A 17,494-nucleotide genomic window follows, 5' to 3' on the forward strand; every position below is an offset into this window, starting at 1 on the left:
GGTTAATAATATATAGTAGTGCTAGCAGACTAATATTCAATATTGGGCAATAGATATCCTGTTCAGTATTTGATGAACAGAAGATTATTAAAAATAATAGGGATAATGTAAGTTTGGAATAAGCTTATTTAGCTTTGGTTTCCTTGGTTATTTTGTTTATTTAAAGATAGTTGACTCAAGCGTCAAAACTTGTCGTGATATAATTTCTTTTCAATTTTATTACATTTTTGATGAATATTATAAACTGATAAGGTCACATGTTTTAATTCGGTGTGAATTTTAATATAAGCTTAAAAGCTTATTTAGGTTCAATATAAGCTTTTAAGCTTATATTTTGTTTCTGATGAGCTTTTGGACAATCTGGTTCAGGACTTCTCTGTTATCATCAATATAGCTTAGTCCGGCTTGTATCAGGTTTTCAATATTAGACCGTCTTACGTTATCCATGGCTGGAGAAGCGTTTTTCAATGAGGGATTCAAACGGTAATAGTTTTTCTGGTTTCTCAACCCCAAGGTCTGGAACATTTGAGAAAGCTGATAATCTACGGTTTCTGCATTGGCAGACATTAAAATATCAATAATGGGATTTACCCAGCCAATTTTTCCTGCCTTTTCGAGTTTATGAAATGAATAAGGCCTCGCTTCAATTCCGGTTCCTATAGATATGATAATCATATCATTTACTCCGGGATGATTAGCTTTCTGATGATTTTTTAAAACTTCTGCAAAAGGAATTTTTCTGGCTTCTGCATAAGCACAAAGAGCGGGATTATTCGCAAACATACCTCCATCAATCAGGCTGAAGATTTGCCCATACATTGATTTGATCTGTACCGGGCTGAAATAGGTAGGTGCTGCGGATGTTGCCCTGCAAACATCTTTTACATAAAAATTATCTGTACTGAGATGAGCTTCACAGGAATTGAAAAGTTTTGCTCTTCTGTTCTCTATATCATAACTTGTTATTAAACACGGTTTTATTAATTCCTTTAATTCTAAATTTCCAAAAAAGTCGTTCAGGTTTTTTTGAAGAGCTTCCTGAGAAATTCTTTCATTCAACAATCCAAATGGATTAACCAGCTTTTCCCAAAAGGAAACCTGGAAGATATCACCGCCCTTTTCAGCATATAATTCCAATCCCTTTTGGATAGAATATTTTGCTTTACGGACTTCATCAGGACATAGAATAATAGAAGCAATCAGTCCTCCTGTGCTGCTGCCAGCCACCAGATCAAAATAATCCCCAAGCTTAGCACTTGGTTTATCATAATACTGGAGCTGTTCTTCTATGTAACGCAGAATAATACAGGTAATAATTCCCCTTATTCCGCCTCCGTCCAAAGAAAGAATGGTTGTCTTTTTCATGTTATTTTGTTAATTATTTTTTTAAGAATACATTGCAATATGATCTTGTGGAATTAGTAATTTTGGGGTCAGAAAAACAGTGAAATTCCATATTCAGATCTTGTTGCTTTTAGTGGCTTTCTTGTAAAACAAAGGTAGGGCGGGGAAGCGACAGAACTTGACGTATTTAAATTAATTTTAAAGAAAAAAAATTAAAAAACAACATAATTTTTTTGATCTCTAGACATCTTCAAAAGCTTTCTCCAACTGGTTTTTACAGGTCCTTTCTTCGATGGAATTGTCTTTTTTTCAAAGTGGGGAAGATCTTTAAAAGTTTTCCAGTTTCCACCCCAATCCCAGCCATGTTTTGCAAAGATTTTCACACATTCATACCAGTCTGCAACCTTATCATTATCCCAGTCTTTTACAGTGTCCCAACTGGCCGTTTTTCCGTCGATCATCAGGCAGATATCTACAGCAAGACCATAATTGTGGATACTCTGGCCCGCTTTGGCATTGGTTATCTTTTTTCCGGATGTTATTCTTCCAATTGCATAAAGCTTTTCCTGCTCCTCAAAAGATCTTAATCCTTGGGTAATTCTTATCTTAGCTTTGCCGGTGAGGGCCGCATCACATTCTTTAATAATTTGCTTTACTTCATCTCTTACAAACGGGTGAAGTTCCTGAATTCTCTCTGCTGTTACTTTATCCATATTCTTTTATTATGGAGCAAAAGTATAGGGCGGAAGCGACAAAACTTGACGTGTATCGAATGAAAAATATTTTATTCTCCCTTTATTGAGTTTTTTATTTTTAATAAAAATGGCCCCAAGACTTAGTCTTTTGTTGTTTATATTGAGGCTAAATATTGGCGACTGTAAGATGAGTTTGATTAATAATTGTCTCTGCAATTCAAGTTTAAAACTTATAAAAATACCATATGCTAGAAAGGGAAGGAAAAAAGGACGTTTAATAAATGGAATTCGAACTTCCTCCTGAGGATCAGGAGTGATGTTGAGGTGTTATTGTACAGTTCCTATTTAAGTTTTGATAAGATTGAAAAAATGGATGCTAAAATACAGATTGAGTGTATATTTGTAAGAAATGTTGTCTTCAGATAGATCATGAAGATAATAGAAGGAAAATAAAAAAACACAATATCAATGCACACCATTTTACCCTTTTTGTTGGCCATGATAGCCGCTATTGTATTATTAAATATGTGGGCTGCTAAATTAAAAATCGCTTATCCGATTTTGCTGGTTGTATTTGGACTTCTTGTAAGTTTTATACCTGGTTTGCCTGCTGTAAAGATCAATCCCGATCTTATCTTTTTTATATTTTTACCCCCACTATTATTTGAGGCTGCCTGGTCCATTTCCTTTAAAGAAATGAAAAGATGGTGGCGTATCATTGGAAGCTTTGCTTTCCTGGTTGTATTTTTTACCGCGTTTTCAGTGGCCATTGCTGCCAATTATTTTATTCCGGGATTTACGATTGCTCTGGGATTTTTATTGGGAGGCATCGTGTCTCCGCCAGATGCTGTAAGTACGGGTGCCATTATGAAATTTGTGAAAATTCCCAATACCACTGCAGCTGTTTTGGAAGGAGAAAGTTTACTGAATGATGCATCTTCTCTGATTATATTCCGTTTTGCTCTGATTACAGTAGGAACCGGACAATTTGTATGGCAGGAGGCTTCATTGGATTTTTTATGGATGGTGATCGGAGGGGCAGGAATTGGCCTATTGTTGGCCTGGATTTTTGTACAAGCTCACAAACGACTTCCTACAGATGCTTCATCAGATATTGCATTGACCCTTATTGAACCCTATCTGATGTACTGGATAGCAGAACAAATTCATTGCTCCGGGGTTTTGGCAGTTGTTTGCGGAGGCCTGTATATGTCTGCTAAAAGAATGATCTTTTTAAACAGTACAAGTCGTATAAGAGGATATAGCGTATGGGAAAGCTTTGTATTTATTTTGAATGGCATTGTCTTCTTAATTATCGGACTAGAGCTTCCTGAAATTGTAGGCGGCCTGCGTTCTGAAGGAATAGCTTTAAAGACTGCCATTAATTATGGAGTATTAGTGACTGTTATTCTTATTGCAGCTAGAATTATAAGCTCCTATGCGGCAATGATTACCACGATTATTTTTCGCCCCTCTGTCGCTCCCAGAGCATCTTCCATGAGAAGACGTCTGATGATGCCTATTTTACTTGGATGGACGGGAATGAGGGGAGTGGTATCTCTGGCGGCAGCACTTGCCATTCCTATAACTCTTGAAAATGGAACCCCTTTTCCAAACAGAAATCTTATCTTATTCATCACTTTTGTAGTGATATTGCTTACTCTTTTGGTTCAAGGGCTTACATTGCCTTATTTTATAAAATATGGAAAAATATTTGATGACTTTATAGATGAAGAAAAAGAAGAACTGGCCCGTAAAGAAATCAAACAAAAATTAAGACAGCACGTTTATCACTTTCTTAAAAACAAACATGAAAGCGAACTTCATAGTGATGCAGGAATAGAACGATTGTTGCGACATTGGGAAGAAAAAAACAAAGCCAATGATGCTGACTGGATGAACGAAAAATCCAAGGCTGTTTTTATCGAAATGCTTGAAATCCAAAGACAGTTCCTTTCAGAGCTTAATAAAGACGTTTCTGTGAATGAAGAGATTATCCGGCATCAGCTTTATCAGCTTGACCTGGAGGAAGAACGGTTGAAAATGATTTAATCAGCTGTACCGCATTCAATACATGATGTTTTTGTAAACAAAATTAGGATGTTAATGCGACAAAATATGTCGTATTTAAAAATAATATTTATTTGTTTTTCAATGTGTTAAATATGATGTTAATTAATGGCAAAAAAGTGATTTTATTCTTGAAAAAGAATAATTTTGTGTAGATAATTCACAATCGTCATGTATGCGCTGGTAGATTGCAATAACTTTTTTGTTTCCTGTGAAAGGACTCTGGACCCTTCCCTTGAAGGCAAACCCGTTGTGGTTCTCTCTAACAACGATGGATGTGTAGTGTCTCGAAGTAAGGAGGCAAAAGACCTTGGAATTCCTATGGCAGCGCCTGCATTCAAATACAAAGAACTTTTCAACCAACATGATGTAAAAAGTTTTTCTGCAAAATTTGAACTCTATAATTATAAAAGTCAACAGGTAATTAATATAGCCCGTTCTTATGTTTTAGAGTATGAAGTTTATAGTATCGACGAGCTTTTTCTAGATCTTACAGGCTTTAAATATATTGACATTCACGAGTATTGTTCTAAAATCAAAACAGAAATTCAGGAGAAAGAAAATATTCCTGTCAGTATAGGAATTGCACCCAGTAAAACCTTATGTAAAGTGGCTAACAGAATTGTGAAAGAATTTCCGGAGCAATGTAAGGGAGTTTATATTATGGATACTCCTGAGAAAATAGAGAAGGCATTGAAATGGCTGAATATAGGAGACGTTTGGGGAATAGGGAGAAAGCTGGCTGCTAAAATGAATGATAATGGTGTTTATAAAGCTTGGGACCTTCTTCAGAAACCTGAAATGTGGGTTCGGAAAATTATGGGAATTCATGGGGTAAGGATGATTCATGAATTAAGAGGAATTCGTCAATTGGAACTGGATGCTCCATCTCCTAAAAAATCAATTGCTGTTACCAGAAGCTTTATGCAAATGCTTACCGATAAAGAATCCGTTAGGGAACGCGTAGAAACCTTTGGAATGTACTGTTCAGAAAGATTGAGAAAGCAAAATACCTGCTGTAAAATGATTACTGTTTTCGTACAAACAAATCGTTTTAGAAATGACCTTCCTGAATACAGAAATGCTATGACCCAAATTCTTCCCAATCCAACCAATTCATCTATATTGATTGGAAGGGTCGTCAATGAGCTTTTTGAAGCCGTTTACAGAGACGGATTTCATTATAAAAGGGCAGGGGTGATGGTAAATGACTTTGTTCCTGAAGATCAGAGACAGATCAGCCTTTTTGAAGAAGATACACAAAATCAACATCTTCCTGTAATGAAGGCGATGGATGCCATGAACCGGAAATTCGGAAAGGATAAAGTACGTTTGGGAAGCATGAGCGGTGAAAATACTTTTGGCCGTGCCCAGCTATCTCCGGAATATGAAGCTTTCTTAAAAAAGAATACGCTGCCGGAAGCTAATTTTAGGTTTCATTGATATTGGAAAATCGAGAGAAAAGGGATTCGTTATTTTTTTAAACTTTCAGAAAAAATCAAATATTCATTTCAAAAAATATTAAAATTCCGTATTTTGATATTGTAAAACAGTTGCTTATTTATTACATTTTCAGTGTTTTATGTTTTGTTTCGGAAAGTGTCTGTTGTGTGGGATCTGTTTTTGAGTCTATCTTTGGCAGAGAATAGTACTCGTTTTAAAACCACAAATTACATGAAAAATTTAATTATTTTGAGGAAATGGATATTCATTGCCGGATGCCTTTTTATACATTCCTTAACAGCACAGGTTGGTATTAATACCTCTAATCCCCAAACCATTTTCCATATAGACGGAGCTAAAGATAATCCGGCATCCGGAACTCCTTCTTCTGTACAAGCCTCCAATGATGTAGCAGTTACCTCTTTGGGAGAAATAGGGATAGGTATTCTGTCTCCAGTTGTAAAGATCGATACAAGATCTGCCAGTAATACTGACAATTCGATTGGGGTGGGAGAGACTTCCCAGACTGCGTCTGTAGCAGGAAGTGGGGCGATAAGATATAATCCGTTAAATGGAGGGAAGATGCAGTATTCTGATGGAATAGTATGGCAGGATCTTATTTCTTCACCCACTAAAGCTGTAATCGTGGCGAATATTCAGGCAGCCAACTTTGCAATTAAAATTCCTTACCAGATTTCTACGGGTATTTCCGGCTGGAATGAAATCTCCGATTCTACAGTCAGTTTTAATCCGGGTACAGGAGTTTTTACTGCTCCACGAACAGGTGTATATCTGGTCTCTTTTACTTATGATTTTGTGAGAATTCCTATAGTATCCGGTTATTTTTCTGAGGCCAGGTATGTAGTGAACGGAAGCAATACCGTAAAAAAATGTGTAAAATCTTTTTCCAACATCTCAAAACAGGCACAAGTTGCAGGTTCATGTGTTGCAGGAGTCCAGCTTAATAAAGGAGATACCTTCCAGCCACAGATTTATCAGTCTGTTTATAATGGCAGTTTGAGTTTACGTACAGATATTTCTTCTGCAAGTAATGACTATGGCTTTGTAAATCTTTCAATTTTAGAACAATAACACATTTGAATATGAAAAAACAATTAATACCAGCCTTGCTCATGTGCGGAAGTGTATGGATGAGTGCTCAGGTAGGAATTAATATGTCTACTCCTGAGAGGATATTACATGTGGATGGTCTGAAAAATACTTCAGCTTCCACCCTTTCCAGCTATTATGATGATGTAGTGATCACCTCTTCCGGAAATATGGGAGTGGGAACGAAAACTCCCAAAACGAGATTGGATCTAAGATCTGGAGAGCGATTAAATGCTATGGGGATCGGAGGAACTGTGCAGACAGCTGCTGCTGCTAAAGCCGGTGCGCTGAGGTATAACTCAGGGACGCAGGATCTTAGCTACTCTAATGGGACTTCCTGGATCTCTCTGGCCCATAAAACATCCAATGATTTTGTAGATGCCGAAAATTCTTCTGCACAGAATTTTACTGATGGAGTACCATCTGCAATCACGGGCTGGACAGAGAGAACAGATGTTAACGATAGTTTTAATGCATCTACGGGAATTTTCACAGCTTCAAAAACAGGAGTGTACGTCGTTTCTTTTAGCATTTCATTGGCTTCAGGAAATATTGGCAATGATTCCCGGTATGAAACGCTCATTCAAACGAACTCAGCTTCTTCCTCAACGAATAAAGTGTTCAAATGTGTAGGGAGTTATCCGGGAAATAATACGATTGAAAACCGTGTGGCCGGAAATTGTTCAGGAATATTTAATTTAAACCAAGGAGACAATATTACCGTGAGCCTGAACCAGAAGCTGGGAAGTTCAAAGACTTTAGATACAGATGCAACCCTTACCTCTTTAAGTATTTTCGGATTATAAAAATAAGATGATGAAAAAGAATTGTTTATTTATACTTATGTTTTTAAGTTTCCATTGTGTATTCTCGCAGGTTGGAATCAATACCCCAAATCCACAGGGTATTTTACACATTGACGGGCAGAAGGATAATCCGTCTACAGGATCATCATTTACTCCATCTCAGCAAAGTAATGATATGATAATTACAGCTGCCGGCAGGGTAGGAGTAGGAATGCTTACTCCAGCGGTAAAAGTTGATGCGAGAAATTCAGGAAACGGTGCGATTGGATTTGGTACTTCTTCACTGACAGCAGCTGCGGCAGATGAAGGGGCACTTCATTACAATAACGGTGTGGAATATTCTAATGGAAATGAATGGCTGCCTATACTGACAGCACAACCGGCAAGTAATAAAGTTATTGTGATTGCTGCCAAAACGAACAATAACGTAAAGCTCGCAGTTCCTTCTGCTGCGACAGTCACTGCAGGTCTTCAAAACCGGTCGAGCAATTATCTCGTAGACTGGGCAAAGATTTTTGAAAGCAATTCAGGAACCAACTTTAACGCATCCACAGGAATTTTTACTGCACCGAGAAATGGAGTATATGTGGCTACTTTTACAACAGATCTGGCGCCTTTGGCAATCAATTATACAACAGACCCTTTAAATCCTATTCAGATAGAAGCTATTTGGCAACTCTACGATAATACAGCAGGTTTGCTGCCTGCAAATATTGTAAATACTGTAAAATGTGTGAATACAATGTCTTCCAACAGTATGGGAAATATTGATGCAGGAAGTAATTGTACAGCATCATTCTATATGACTTCGGGACAGCGACTGATGCCTTATATCTGGTTTAATTTAAATAATTCAAACCTGGCTAATTTCTCTTTAAACAACACAGGAGGGTACAACAATCTTACAATAGCAGAACAATAATCAGGTGATCTCATCCAAAGTTTTGATAAAAGCGGAGGGATGAAGCCCTACTACTTTTTTGAATTCAAGAGAGAAGGCACTGTGCGAAGAATATCCTGTAATCTCAGCAAGATGATTGATTTTGTATTTCCGGTATTGTGGTTCATTTTTTAATTGATTAACAATATAGTTGATCCGAAGATGATTGATGTACTGATTGAAGTTGAAATTTTTGTGCTTTTTAATGACTGCTGAAAGATATTTTGTATTAATATTCAAAGTATGGGAAAGATTGTAACGCGAGATATTCTTGTCATTAAAATGCAGATTTTCCTCAAAGTTCTGTAAGCCTACTAAAATATTTTCCTCTACTTCAGGGGAAATTTTTATTTCTGAAGGATGGTTGATAGCTTGTGGTAAGGGTTCTTCTCCTTTTTCTATAGGATCTTCTTCATAAATAACCGGAGAAATCCCTTCCTGGTATATTTTAGAGACCATTTCTTTATGTTTTTTTCTAAGGCTCATGATGTGTAACACAACAATACCCAAGATGGCAGTTAAAATAAGGCAGGCGGCAACTAAGGTTGTTGAAACCTTTTTACTTTTTGTAAGCTGCTGATCAAAATTCTCTTCTTTTTTTGAAAGTGTTTTATTGACGGCCATGGCTTTATTGTAAGCAATACTGTCTTTTAATTTAAGATTTTCAAGATTGTATTTCTGAACATTGGGAACATCGTTCAACTGAGAATAGGCTTCTTCAAGATTTTTTGTGACCTCTATTTTTTTCTCATTAAAACCATACCGATTAACGATGGCCAATGCTTTTTGGTAATATAAAACAGAACTGTCAGGCTTGTTTTGTTTAAAAAATGAGAATCCGATGTCATTGAGAATATTAGATTTAAGATAATAATTACTCTCACCTACTAAAGAAAGAGCCTTTACAAAATAAGGCTTTGCTTCTGTGAACCTGCTGACTTCGGATAAACTGTAGCCTATATTGGTATAAGCAGAGACCAGTAGTTCATTTCTTCTAGAGGTGTTTTTGATCTTTTGAAATTCTCGGATAGCACTTATTGAATAGAATTCTTTCTTTTTGTACTCATTTTTATTCAAGAGAATCAAAAAAGAATTATAGATCATTCCTTTCAATTCGTGCCCTTCATCAGTATTATTGTTTTTTACCTCAGATAAAGCACTTTCGAGACTTTTGGAAGATTCGTTGAGAAGACCTAATTTTGCATATTGTGTTCCCTGCATTCTGTAAGCCAATGCTTTCCCTATTGAATAATTGTTTTGCGTGGAAATTTTTAAGGCTTTTTCTGCAAAATCAAGACTGCTTTTGGCATCTGATTTTAGATAACTGTTGTATGATTTTAAATAATAAGCCTTAGCAAGATATTCCGGCACATTTCTTTTCTGTGCAGAATCAATAATATGATTCAAAACAATTTCTGAACTGTCCGGATTTTTAGAAGAAAGAACCCGGGCATATTTATATTGTCCATCAAAATCAAATGTTTGTGAGAATGTAAAAATTGAAATAATGAAAAAGAAAAATAAAGTGATTTTTTTCTTCATTGTGTTTTGTGTTTATTTTTTTTCATATTTCCAGTTCCTCCCTTTTCCTTCAGCAATCCATTCCAAAGACTGTTCCATTCTTTTATTCCGGGTAGCTTCTGTTTTTGCCTCTACAATCCATGTAATGTATTCTTTTCTGAATGATGGAGAGGCTTTTTCAAAAATGCCCAATGCTTTTGGCTGAGCTTTTAGTGCAGATAGAAAATAATCAGGAATTTCCGCTTCTGTTTTGGTAGGAGCCGCTTTTTTCATAGTCACCCCCATATCGGTAAGCTCCATAGCTTCTTTGATGGCTTTTTTCAGCTGAGCTTTTGAGGGAAGGTTTTCAATCTTTGTAATTTTACCTAGGCTAAACATAGAGTTCTTCTCAATATCTTGAGTGATTTCCTGCATGGTTTTCATCTCTTTTTCCAGCCAGAAGCCGAATGTACAGTGTTGTTTGAATGAAGCCATAGCACAAAGGTTTTTCCCTTTGTAAATAAAATGTGGAAAACTCCATTTCATGGTTTCTTCTGCATCAGGGCAGTATTCATGAACTGTTTCGCGGATATAATTTAAAATAGGTTTCGCAAAATCTTGAGATTTTTCAATATAGGTGTCTACTTTTGAGCTGTATTTTTCCATGATTTTATTGAAATAATTGTACGGTTTCATTCACCAGAAACTTCACCTGATCTGGTCTACCTCTGTCATTTTTGGGATTGTTGGCATAACTTCCGGTTTTCACGATGACCATATTATACTCAGGAACCATAATGATATATTGTCCCTGAAGTCCTAGGAAATAATAATGTTTGATGGGGTTGTCGTGATTGATCCAAAGGCCCATTCCGTAAATGTTTTCAGACTTTTTTGTTGGGGTTCTCATATGTTCAATAAAACCTGTGTTAAGAACTTGATGATCATCAACTTTACCATCATTCAGAAATAAAAGTCCCAGTTTGGCAAAGTCTCTTGCATTGGAGTGGATACAGCAATAGGTCTTTTCCATTCCATAATTATCTGTACTCCATTTTGCATCCTGTTCCATTCCCATTGGAATCCAGAATTTTTCAGAGAGATAGTTGGCTAATGGTTGTTGAAGTGCTTTTTTTAAGACAAAACCAAGAAGCTGAGTGGTTCCGCTTTGATATTCAAACCTTGTTCCTGGCAACTCTTTGAACTTTCGTGAAAATACTGCCTTTGCAAGACTCTTTCCATAATACGCTTTGGCATTAGGAAGAAAAGGGCTATTATAGTTTTCATCCCAGTCAAGACCAGATTCCATTTGAGCCAGATTCTTAATGGTAACCTGGTCTCCGAAAGTTTTCTCTTTAAATTCAGGATAAAAATTGGATAGGTTTTCATTAATATTATTAATTATCCCTTCTTCTAAAGCTTTTCCTAAAAGCATAACAGTAACAGCCTTTGCCATAGAAAAAGAGTTGGTCTGAGAGAGCTGATTATAGCCCTCCCAGTATTGTTCATGAAGAATCTTCCCATCTTTTATCACTACAAAAGCTGCCGTTTTAGAATGTTTTAAATTATCAACTAAGATTTTCGGTAATTCCTTTTTGTTGTATTCGGAATGCTCTTCCCATCGTTTAGGAGATCCTGTAGGAATGGGATTACTGGGAAACAGGTTTCCATCATCAATATAGGCGCTTGATCTTCCTTTAAGGTAAGTTTTGGAAATGCCACTAAATAAATAATCATATCCCAAAAAGTAAGCAGCCGCAGCTCCGGCCGCTGCACCACCTATCATGTATTTTAGTATTCTCATTTTTCGTCAATTGGTCTTTAACAAATTTAAAATAATTTGGATGAAAAAATGAAAATGAATCATCAAATACATTATTTTTGTTTAATTGATGAAAAATATGACCAGAAAACTTATTGTATTGATGTGCTTCCTGCTGTCCTTAGCAGGAATTTCCCAAACTTATAAAGCAATAGATACCGCAGATTATCTTCAGCGGAAAGAGTTTTTAAAAAGTTTTACAGTCAATAATGAAAATCTGATCAAAGGGCTGAGGTCACAGTATTCCGGACGGGGAGGTTCTGAAATTTCCAAAATATATAAAGAATTTGGAACTGATTTTGAAAAACAGGTGAAAAATAAAGACTTTGTTTTTAAATCTGAGTTTGATGTAGTCATTAAATCTCTGGTAGAGCGTCTTAGAAAAAATAATCCCAAAATTCCAAAAGATCTTAAAATTCTAATCGCAAGAGATAATACTCCTAATGCTTACTGTCTTGCGGATGGTACTTTTGTTATTAATATGGGACTGTATATCTGGATGGATAATGAAGCTCAGATTGCGGGTGTAATTTCCCATGAATTGGGACATAAAATAGAGGAGCATACAATGAAAATGGTTCTAAGTCTTGTGGAGCAAAATGAGTTGGATAAAAGTACCGTACAGAATATCAAGGAAACTACAGATAGACAAAGCCTTGGACGAAATCAAAAAGCATTTGACATTTTTAAAAACAGGCTTTACAAAAAAAGTATCCAAAAAAGAAAGCAGGAAATACAGGCAGATTCTTTGGGATATGTTATTTTTAGAAACAGTGAATTTAAGAAAAGTGAATTTATCAATGGTTTACAAATACTTCAGACATTTGACACAATTTCTCCCAGAGAACTCAAGATAGAGACTTATAAAAAACTTTTTGATCTCCCAAAACAGGCCTTCAAGGAGAAATGGATGAAGAAAGAAGATTTTTCCCTTTACAATTACAACTTTTATAAAGAAAAGCTAAACAAAGATTCTGTAGCATCACATCCCGAAATGGTTAGAAGGATAGAAAAACTTAAAAAGACTTTTCCTGAACTTAATAGGTCTGTAGAACCGGAAAAACCTTCAGAGGCTTATCTTGCTTTGAAAAAAACGGCAAGAATGGAAATTCTTCCTAATTATTTTCATTCTGAAGATTATGGAGTAGGGATTTATACAGCAATGCAGTTCCTTCAGGATGGGGAAGAAGAAAAATACTATAAAGACTGGCTGGGCAAATGTTTTACTAAAATCTACGAAGCCAGAAAAAAGTATAATCTGAACCGTTATTTGGATCGGATAGAACCTAAAAATCAAAGTGAAAGCTATCAGCAGTTCCTGAATTTTATGTGGAACCTGGGTCTGGATGAGATCAAAAATATTTCAGATTATTATCAGGTCGCTGGAATTGCTGCAACACCCAAATAGTATCATAAGTCGGTGTGAGCATCACAATACTTTAGATTTTCAAGACGAAAAGCTATCTCAAATGTGAGATAGCTCTTATTTTTAGCCAAGTATATACCAATGATTTTATTTACATAAAGCTTATGTGTCAATGGTTTAAAAAATTTTGCTCCCTAGGCATATAGAATAGAGACTTGAAAAATAATGAGGAAAGAACAATTTTTTATTAGTAGTTCAGCTTTTCCAGGCGGATTTTGTTGAACTTTTCTTTCTCATTATACTCACGAAGTAAGATATAACCTTCTTTTCCTACATATGGAATGACAGTATAATTGTCTTTTTCTGAAATAGGAATAATTTCCTGTTTGAATTTTCCGTCAATAATCGTATTGATAAAAAGATTCCATCTTTTTTGTTTTGTAGCTTCATCCTTTTGATAGTCACGATAAAAGAATACTACATCTTTACCTCCGTTAAGGTATTGTGAGAACAGGTAATCACTATTTACCCATTTTGATTTTTCCTTTTCAAAAACCTGAACATTTTTTACTTTGAAATCTTTATCTGTATAAATATAAACAAGATCGGTTGTTTTGGGAGCATTATATTGGCCCGCTGGTTTATACTTTTCGGATAAAATTCCGACACTTCCGTCATTCATAAAATACATGTCTTTGGTTTGCAACATATAGCCATTTTCTACAAAGCCATTTTTATTAACTTTTGGTAGAAAAGAAGCAATATGAGGATCAAAATTAATAACTTTGGTGTCTGTGGTAAAGTTTGACTTATCTACTATTAATCTTGCAAATCCTACAAAATCAGAATTGTTGTAATTCCTTCCCAGCAGCACCACTTTGTCATCAAAAGTTTTATCATTATCGAGCGGTTTGTAGTCAGAATAGAAAGAGTCAATATTGTCTATAGCATCATCAGAAAGCCCTGTAATGGGTTTGTTTGCTGCTTCTTTACCCGTTTTCATATCAATGACCAGAAGGCTGAATGCTTTATCTTTTTCATTTACTTTTTTCATCACACAATACATATAGTTTTCATCTCTTTCAAGAACTGATAATGTGGTGAAAATCTTTTTACTTCCCTCAGTATTGTATTTATACCTCCAGACTTCCTTTTTGTTATTGTCGAATCGGATCAGGCTATTGCTGTTTTGATACTTTCCATAATCTTTATATTCTATAGCAAAATAACCTCCTTGTTTCAATTCTCCAACTGCTGAAACATAATTATAGCCTTTTTCCTTTTTCTCGTCACGGTTTTCTTTACGCTGTTCTTTCCAGCTTTTGGGCTCATTGATCTCTTTGAAAGTGCCATCTTCCTGATAATCATAATATATTTTTCTGGTAATTGTGTTAGTCTTTGGATCTATTACCATAGAAACAGGGGTGAATACTTCTCTGATCTTTACCTGTGAATAATCCATCATAGAAGGTTTAAGAATAATTTGTCCTTTGAAATCCACATATCCTCTATAAGAAGCTGCTGTGATATCACCTTCAAATTCTTTATTGGCAACAGGGTTGAGGTTCTTATCTAAGATAACATATTCAAATTTTTTGGTTTTATCTCCGGATTTCCCATAAGAATATAGGGAAACATAGCCATACAGATTATCTTTATCATCAAATAAAGCATTCATTCCTACATGATCTCCTGCGGCTAATGTTGTTAAATCCTGGGTTTGGGAAAATGAAAATGTTTGGACAAGTCCAAACATCAATAAAGTAATTTTTTTCATGGTTGAATTTTGAACTAAAATAATAAATTATAGTACTATTTGCTAAAGAAAATAAAGAGCCCTGAAAAATCAGAGCTCAGTATTTTAATAAAGTAAACAATTACTTGTTATACTCGTAAAGGTAAGTATGTTTATTAGTTCCAAAAGCAGAGCTTGTATAGGTCATTACCGATTTAGTAGGGTAATTAGCGGTATTAAGAGTATGAACAGCACTGGTCTTGGTAGTTCCGTTCGATGCCCCTGCATAATTTCCGTCTGCTTTTACCAGGTTATTGTAGCCTAATTCCCCATCTGAAAGAGAGAATAGATCCATTTTTATATACCCTTTTACATTTTTCATAGGATGGTTATTGCCGTCATAAGAAAATGTAGTACTGAAGGTTGTTCCGTTGTTCGAGTAAGTGATTGAAAGCAGGTTTCCATTAGCATCCAGATAAATATCTTTGTCTTGATACTTAATATCTGAGTAAGTTCCGGTCGTTGGATTATAGAGATAGGTTTGAAGAGCTTTATGTTTTACATGGCTGTCGCTCAGATATTGAAGTGTTTCGGTGTAAACCAATGTTCCAGGCTGATGTTTATCCGTTACTTTTTCAGAAACCAGTTTTCCATTGGCATAAGAAAATTCTCTCATAATTTGTAGTGCGCCAGTCTTGGAGTATACTTCCGTTTTTATGATATAATCGCCATCATACGTATATAATGTCTTTTCATTATCTGCAACATCAAAAGCTTCAACTATTCTTGTTCCGTTGTATTTATACTCTATAGTAAAAGACTCGCCGTCCTGAGTGATCTCGGTTGATTTCTTTAGAAGATAAGGAGTAGATTGATTATTATTGTTGTTATCTGTACTGTCATCATTTGATGAACTGCAGCTGGCCATTACTGCCAAAACAAGTGATGAAATAATTAATTTCTTCATAGGTATAATTAGTTTTTTTAATTGCTTCAAAAATAATCATTTTCCCAATACGGATATGAATATTTTTTGAAAAGGAAAAAGCCCTGATAATTCAGGGCTTTTACATTATATTTTAGAAAGTAGATTTCTGAAGTTGGTCTTCTCATCAATGATTCTTCTCAATTCTGAAACCGGAACTCTTTCCTGTTGCATCGTATCCCTGTCTCTGATGGTTACCGTATGATCCGTTAATGAATCATGGTCTACCGTAATACAATAAGGAGTACCGATCGCATCCTGTCTTCTGTAACGTTTTCCGATGGCATCTTTTTCTTCGTAGAATAAGTTGAAATCGTATTTCAGGTCGTTGAAGATCTTTTCTGCATATTCTGCTAAACCATCTTTCTTCATTAAAGGAAGAATAGCCGCTTTAATGGGTGCTAAAGCCGGAGGTAAAGATAAAACTGTTCTTTCTGAACCATCTTCCAATACTTCGTCTTTTAAACAGTGAGAGAAAATAGAAAGGAATAACCTGTCTAAACCTACAGAAGTTTCTACTACATAAGGAACATAGTTTTCGTTTCTTTCAGGATCGAAGAACTGAAGTTTTCTTCCGGAGAATTTTTCGTGAGCCTTAAGGTCAAAATCCGTTCTTGAGTGAATTCCTTCCAATTCTTTGAAACCAAATGGGAAATTGAATTCAATATCAGCTGCTGCATTGGCGTAGTGAGCTAATTTCTCGTGATCATGGAATCTGTAATTATCAGTACCTAATCCTAAAGCTAAGTGCCAGTTCAGACGCTTTTGTTTCCATTGCTCATAGAATTCAAGTTCTGTACCCGGAGCTACGAAGAATTGCATTTCCATTTGTTCGAATTCACGCATTCTGAAGATAAACTGTCTTGCAACAATCTCGTTTCTGAAAGCTTTACCAATCTGTGCAATACCGAAAGGTAATCTATGACGTGAAGTTTTCTGAACATTTAAATAGTTCACAAAAATACCTTGTGCCGTTTCCGGTCTTAAGTAAAGATCCATAGCACTGTCTGCAGAAGCACCAAGTTTAGTTCCAAACATTAAGTTGAACTGTCTCACCTCTGTCCAGTTTTTAGAACCTGTATCAGGATCAGCAATTTCAAGTTCTTCAATTAATGCTTTTACATCAGCAAGATCTTCATTTTCTAAAGATTTTGCCAATCTTGAAAGAATAGCCTCTCTTTTCGCTCTGTATTCCAGAATTTTTGGATTCGTAGCTACAAACTGGTCTTTATCGAAAGCTTCTCCGAATCTCTTCGCTGCTTTTTCGATTTCTTTATTCTCTTTATCTTCAATTTTAGCACAGTAGTCTTCCACCAAAACGTCTGCTCTGAAACGTTTCTTAGAATCCTTATTGTCAATCAATGGATCGTTGAAAGCGTCTACGTGGCCTGATGCCTTCCATGTCGTTGGGTGCATAAGGATCGCCGAATCAATACCCACAATATTTTCGTTAAGCTGTACCATAGCTTTCCACCAGTATTGTTTGATATTATTTTTAAGTTCAGCTCCATTCTGTCCATAGTCATAAACAGCGGATAAACCATCATAGATCTCACTTGAAGGGAAAATAAATCCATATTCTTTAGCGTGAGAAATTACTTTCTTGAAAACATCTTCTTGCTTTGCCATAATTTTTTTACGTCTGATGTGCAAAAATATGAATTTGGATTCCAAAATC

Annotated in this window: 14 protein-coding genes; 6 read left to right on the plus strand and 8 right to left on the minus strand. The window is 35.7% G+C overall.

Annotation, left to right across the window (positions count from 1 at the left end; genetic code table 11):
* Positions 1-327 precede the first annotated feature (327 nt).
* Together EL260_RS01895 and EL260_RS01900 are read right to left on the minus strand one after the other, a co-directional pair.
* Positions 328-1,365, minus strand: coding sequence for a patatin-like phospholipase family protein (locus EL260_RS01895; protein WP_123858601.1), 1,038 nt, complete (start codon positions 1,363-1,365; stop codon positions 328-330).
* Between the two features lie 191 nt (positions 1,366-1,556).
* Entirely contained in the window at positions 1,557-2,057 is a 501-nt protein-coding gene (locus tag EL260_RS01900; RefSeq protein WP_123858602.1) for a M15 family metallopeptidase, read from the minus strand.
* Between the two features lie 450 nt (positions 2,058-2,507).
* Here EL260_RS01900 and EL260_RS01905 point away from each other — a divergent pair, with 450 nt between their 5' ends.
* From EL260_RS01905 to EL260_RS01925, 5 genes are all read left to right on the plus strand, one after another.
* Positions 2,508-4,091 carry a Na+/H+ antiporter gene (locus EL260_RS01905; protein WP_123858603.1) on the plus strand — a complete coding sequence of 528 codons (1,584 nt, stop codon included), beginning with the start codon at positions 2,508-2,510 and terminating at the stop codon, positions 4,089-4,091.
* Positions 4,092-4,280: 189 nt separating this feature from the next.
* Positions 4,281-5,552, plus strand: coding sequence for a Y-family DNA polymerase (locus EL260_RS01910; RefSeq protein ID WP_123858604.1), 1,272 nt, complete (start codon positions 4,281-4,283; stop codon positions 5,550-5,552).
* 231 nt (positions 5,553-5,783) lie between these two features.
* The gene (locus EL260_RS01915; RefSeq protein WP_123858605.1) at positions 5,784-6,644 is read left to right on the plus strand and encodes a complement C1q domain-containing protein; all 861 of its coding nucleotides are present in this window, start codon (positions 5,784-5,786) and stop codon (positions 6,642-6,644) included.
* An 11-nt stretch (positions 6,645-6,655) separates the two neighbouring features.
* On the plus strand, positions 6,656-7,468 hold the full coding sequence (locus EL260_RS01920; protein WP_123858606.1) for a complement C1q domain-containing protein: 813 nt from the start codon (positions 6,656-6,658) through the stop codon (positions 7,466-7,468).
* A gap of 10 nt (positions 7,469-7,478) precedes the next feature.
* Positions 7,479-8,390, plus strand: coding sequence for a hypothetical protein (locus EL260_RS01925; RefSeq protein ID WP_123858607.1), 912 nt, complete (start codon positions 7,479-7,481; stop codon positions 8,388-8,390).
* On the opposite strand, the gene EL260_RS01930 is transcribed toward EL260_RS01925, so the two are convergent.
* Genes EL260_RS01930 through EL260_RS01940 form a run of 3 tightly spaced genes read right to left on the minus strand, consistent with a single transcriptional unit; the run spans position 8,391 to position 11,712 of the window.
* Positions 8,391-9,950, minus strand: a complete 1,560-nt coding sequence (locus EL260_RS01930; RefSeq protein ID WP_123858608.1) for a helix-turn-helix domain-containing protein — start codon at positions 9,948-9,950, stop codon at positions 8,391-8,393.
* 12 nt (positions 9,951-9,962) lie between these two features.
* Positions 9,963-10,574, minus strand: a complete 612-nt coding sequence (locus EL260_RS01935; RefSeq protein WP_123858609.1) for a YdeI/OmpD-associated family protein — start codon at positions 10,572-10,574, stop codon at positions 9,963-9,965.
* Positions 10,575-10,578: 4 nt separating this feature from the next.
* Positions 10,579-11,712, minus strand: a complete 1,134-nt coding sequence (locus tag EL260_RS01940; RefSeq protein WP_123858610.1) for a serine hydrolase domain-containing protein — start codon at positions 11,710-11,712, stop codon at positions 10,579-10,581.
* 97 nt (positions 11,713-11,809) lie between these two features.
* Between EL260_RS01940 and EL260_RS01945 the strand changes: the two genes are divergently transcribed.
* Complete coding sequence (locus EL260_RS01945) at positions 11,810-13,138, plus strand: M48 family metalloprotease (RefSeq protein WP_228445273.1); 1,329 nt, start codon at positions 11,810-11,812, stop codon at positions 13,136-13,138.
* A 205-nt stretch (positions 13,139-13,343) separates the two neighbouring features.
* Here EL260_RS01945 and EL260_RS01950 read toward each other — a convergent pair whose 3' ends face one another.
* The 3 genes from EL260_RS01950 to EL260_RS01960 all read right to left on the minus strand — a co-directional run bounded on the left by EL260_RS01950 (position 13,344) and on the right by EL260_RS01960 (position 17,445).
* Positions 13,344-14,873: a hypothetical protein gene (locus tag EL260_RS01950; protein ID WP_123858612.1), complete on the minus strand. Its 1,530-nt coding sequence runs from the start codon at positions 14,871-14,873 to the stop codon at positions 13,344-13,346.
* A 100-nt stretch (positions 14,874-14,973) separates the two neighbouring features.
* The gene (locus EL260_RS01955; protein ID WP_123858613.1) at positions 14,974-15,798 is read right to left on the minus strand and encodes a hypothetical protein; all 825 of its coding nucleotides are present in this window, start codon (positions 15,796-15,798) and stop codon (positions 14,974-14,976) included.
* 105 nt (positions 15,799-15,903) lie between these two features.
* A complete protein-coding gene (locus EL260_RS01960) occupies positions 15,904-17,445 on the minus strand; it encodes a glycine--tRNA ligase (RefSeq protein WP_123858614.1) in 1,542 nt (513 codons plus the stop codon).
* Between the last annotated feature and the right edge of the window lie 49 nt (positions 17,446-17,494).

The sequence above is a fragment of the Chryseobacterium nakagawai genome (genome assembly GCF_900637665.1).
Taxonomy (GTDB): domain Bacteria; phylum Bacteroidota; class Bacteroidia; order Flavobacteriales; family Weeksellaceae; genus Chryseobacterium; species Chryseobacterium nakagawai.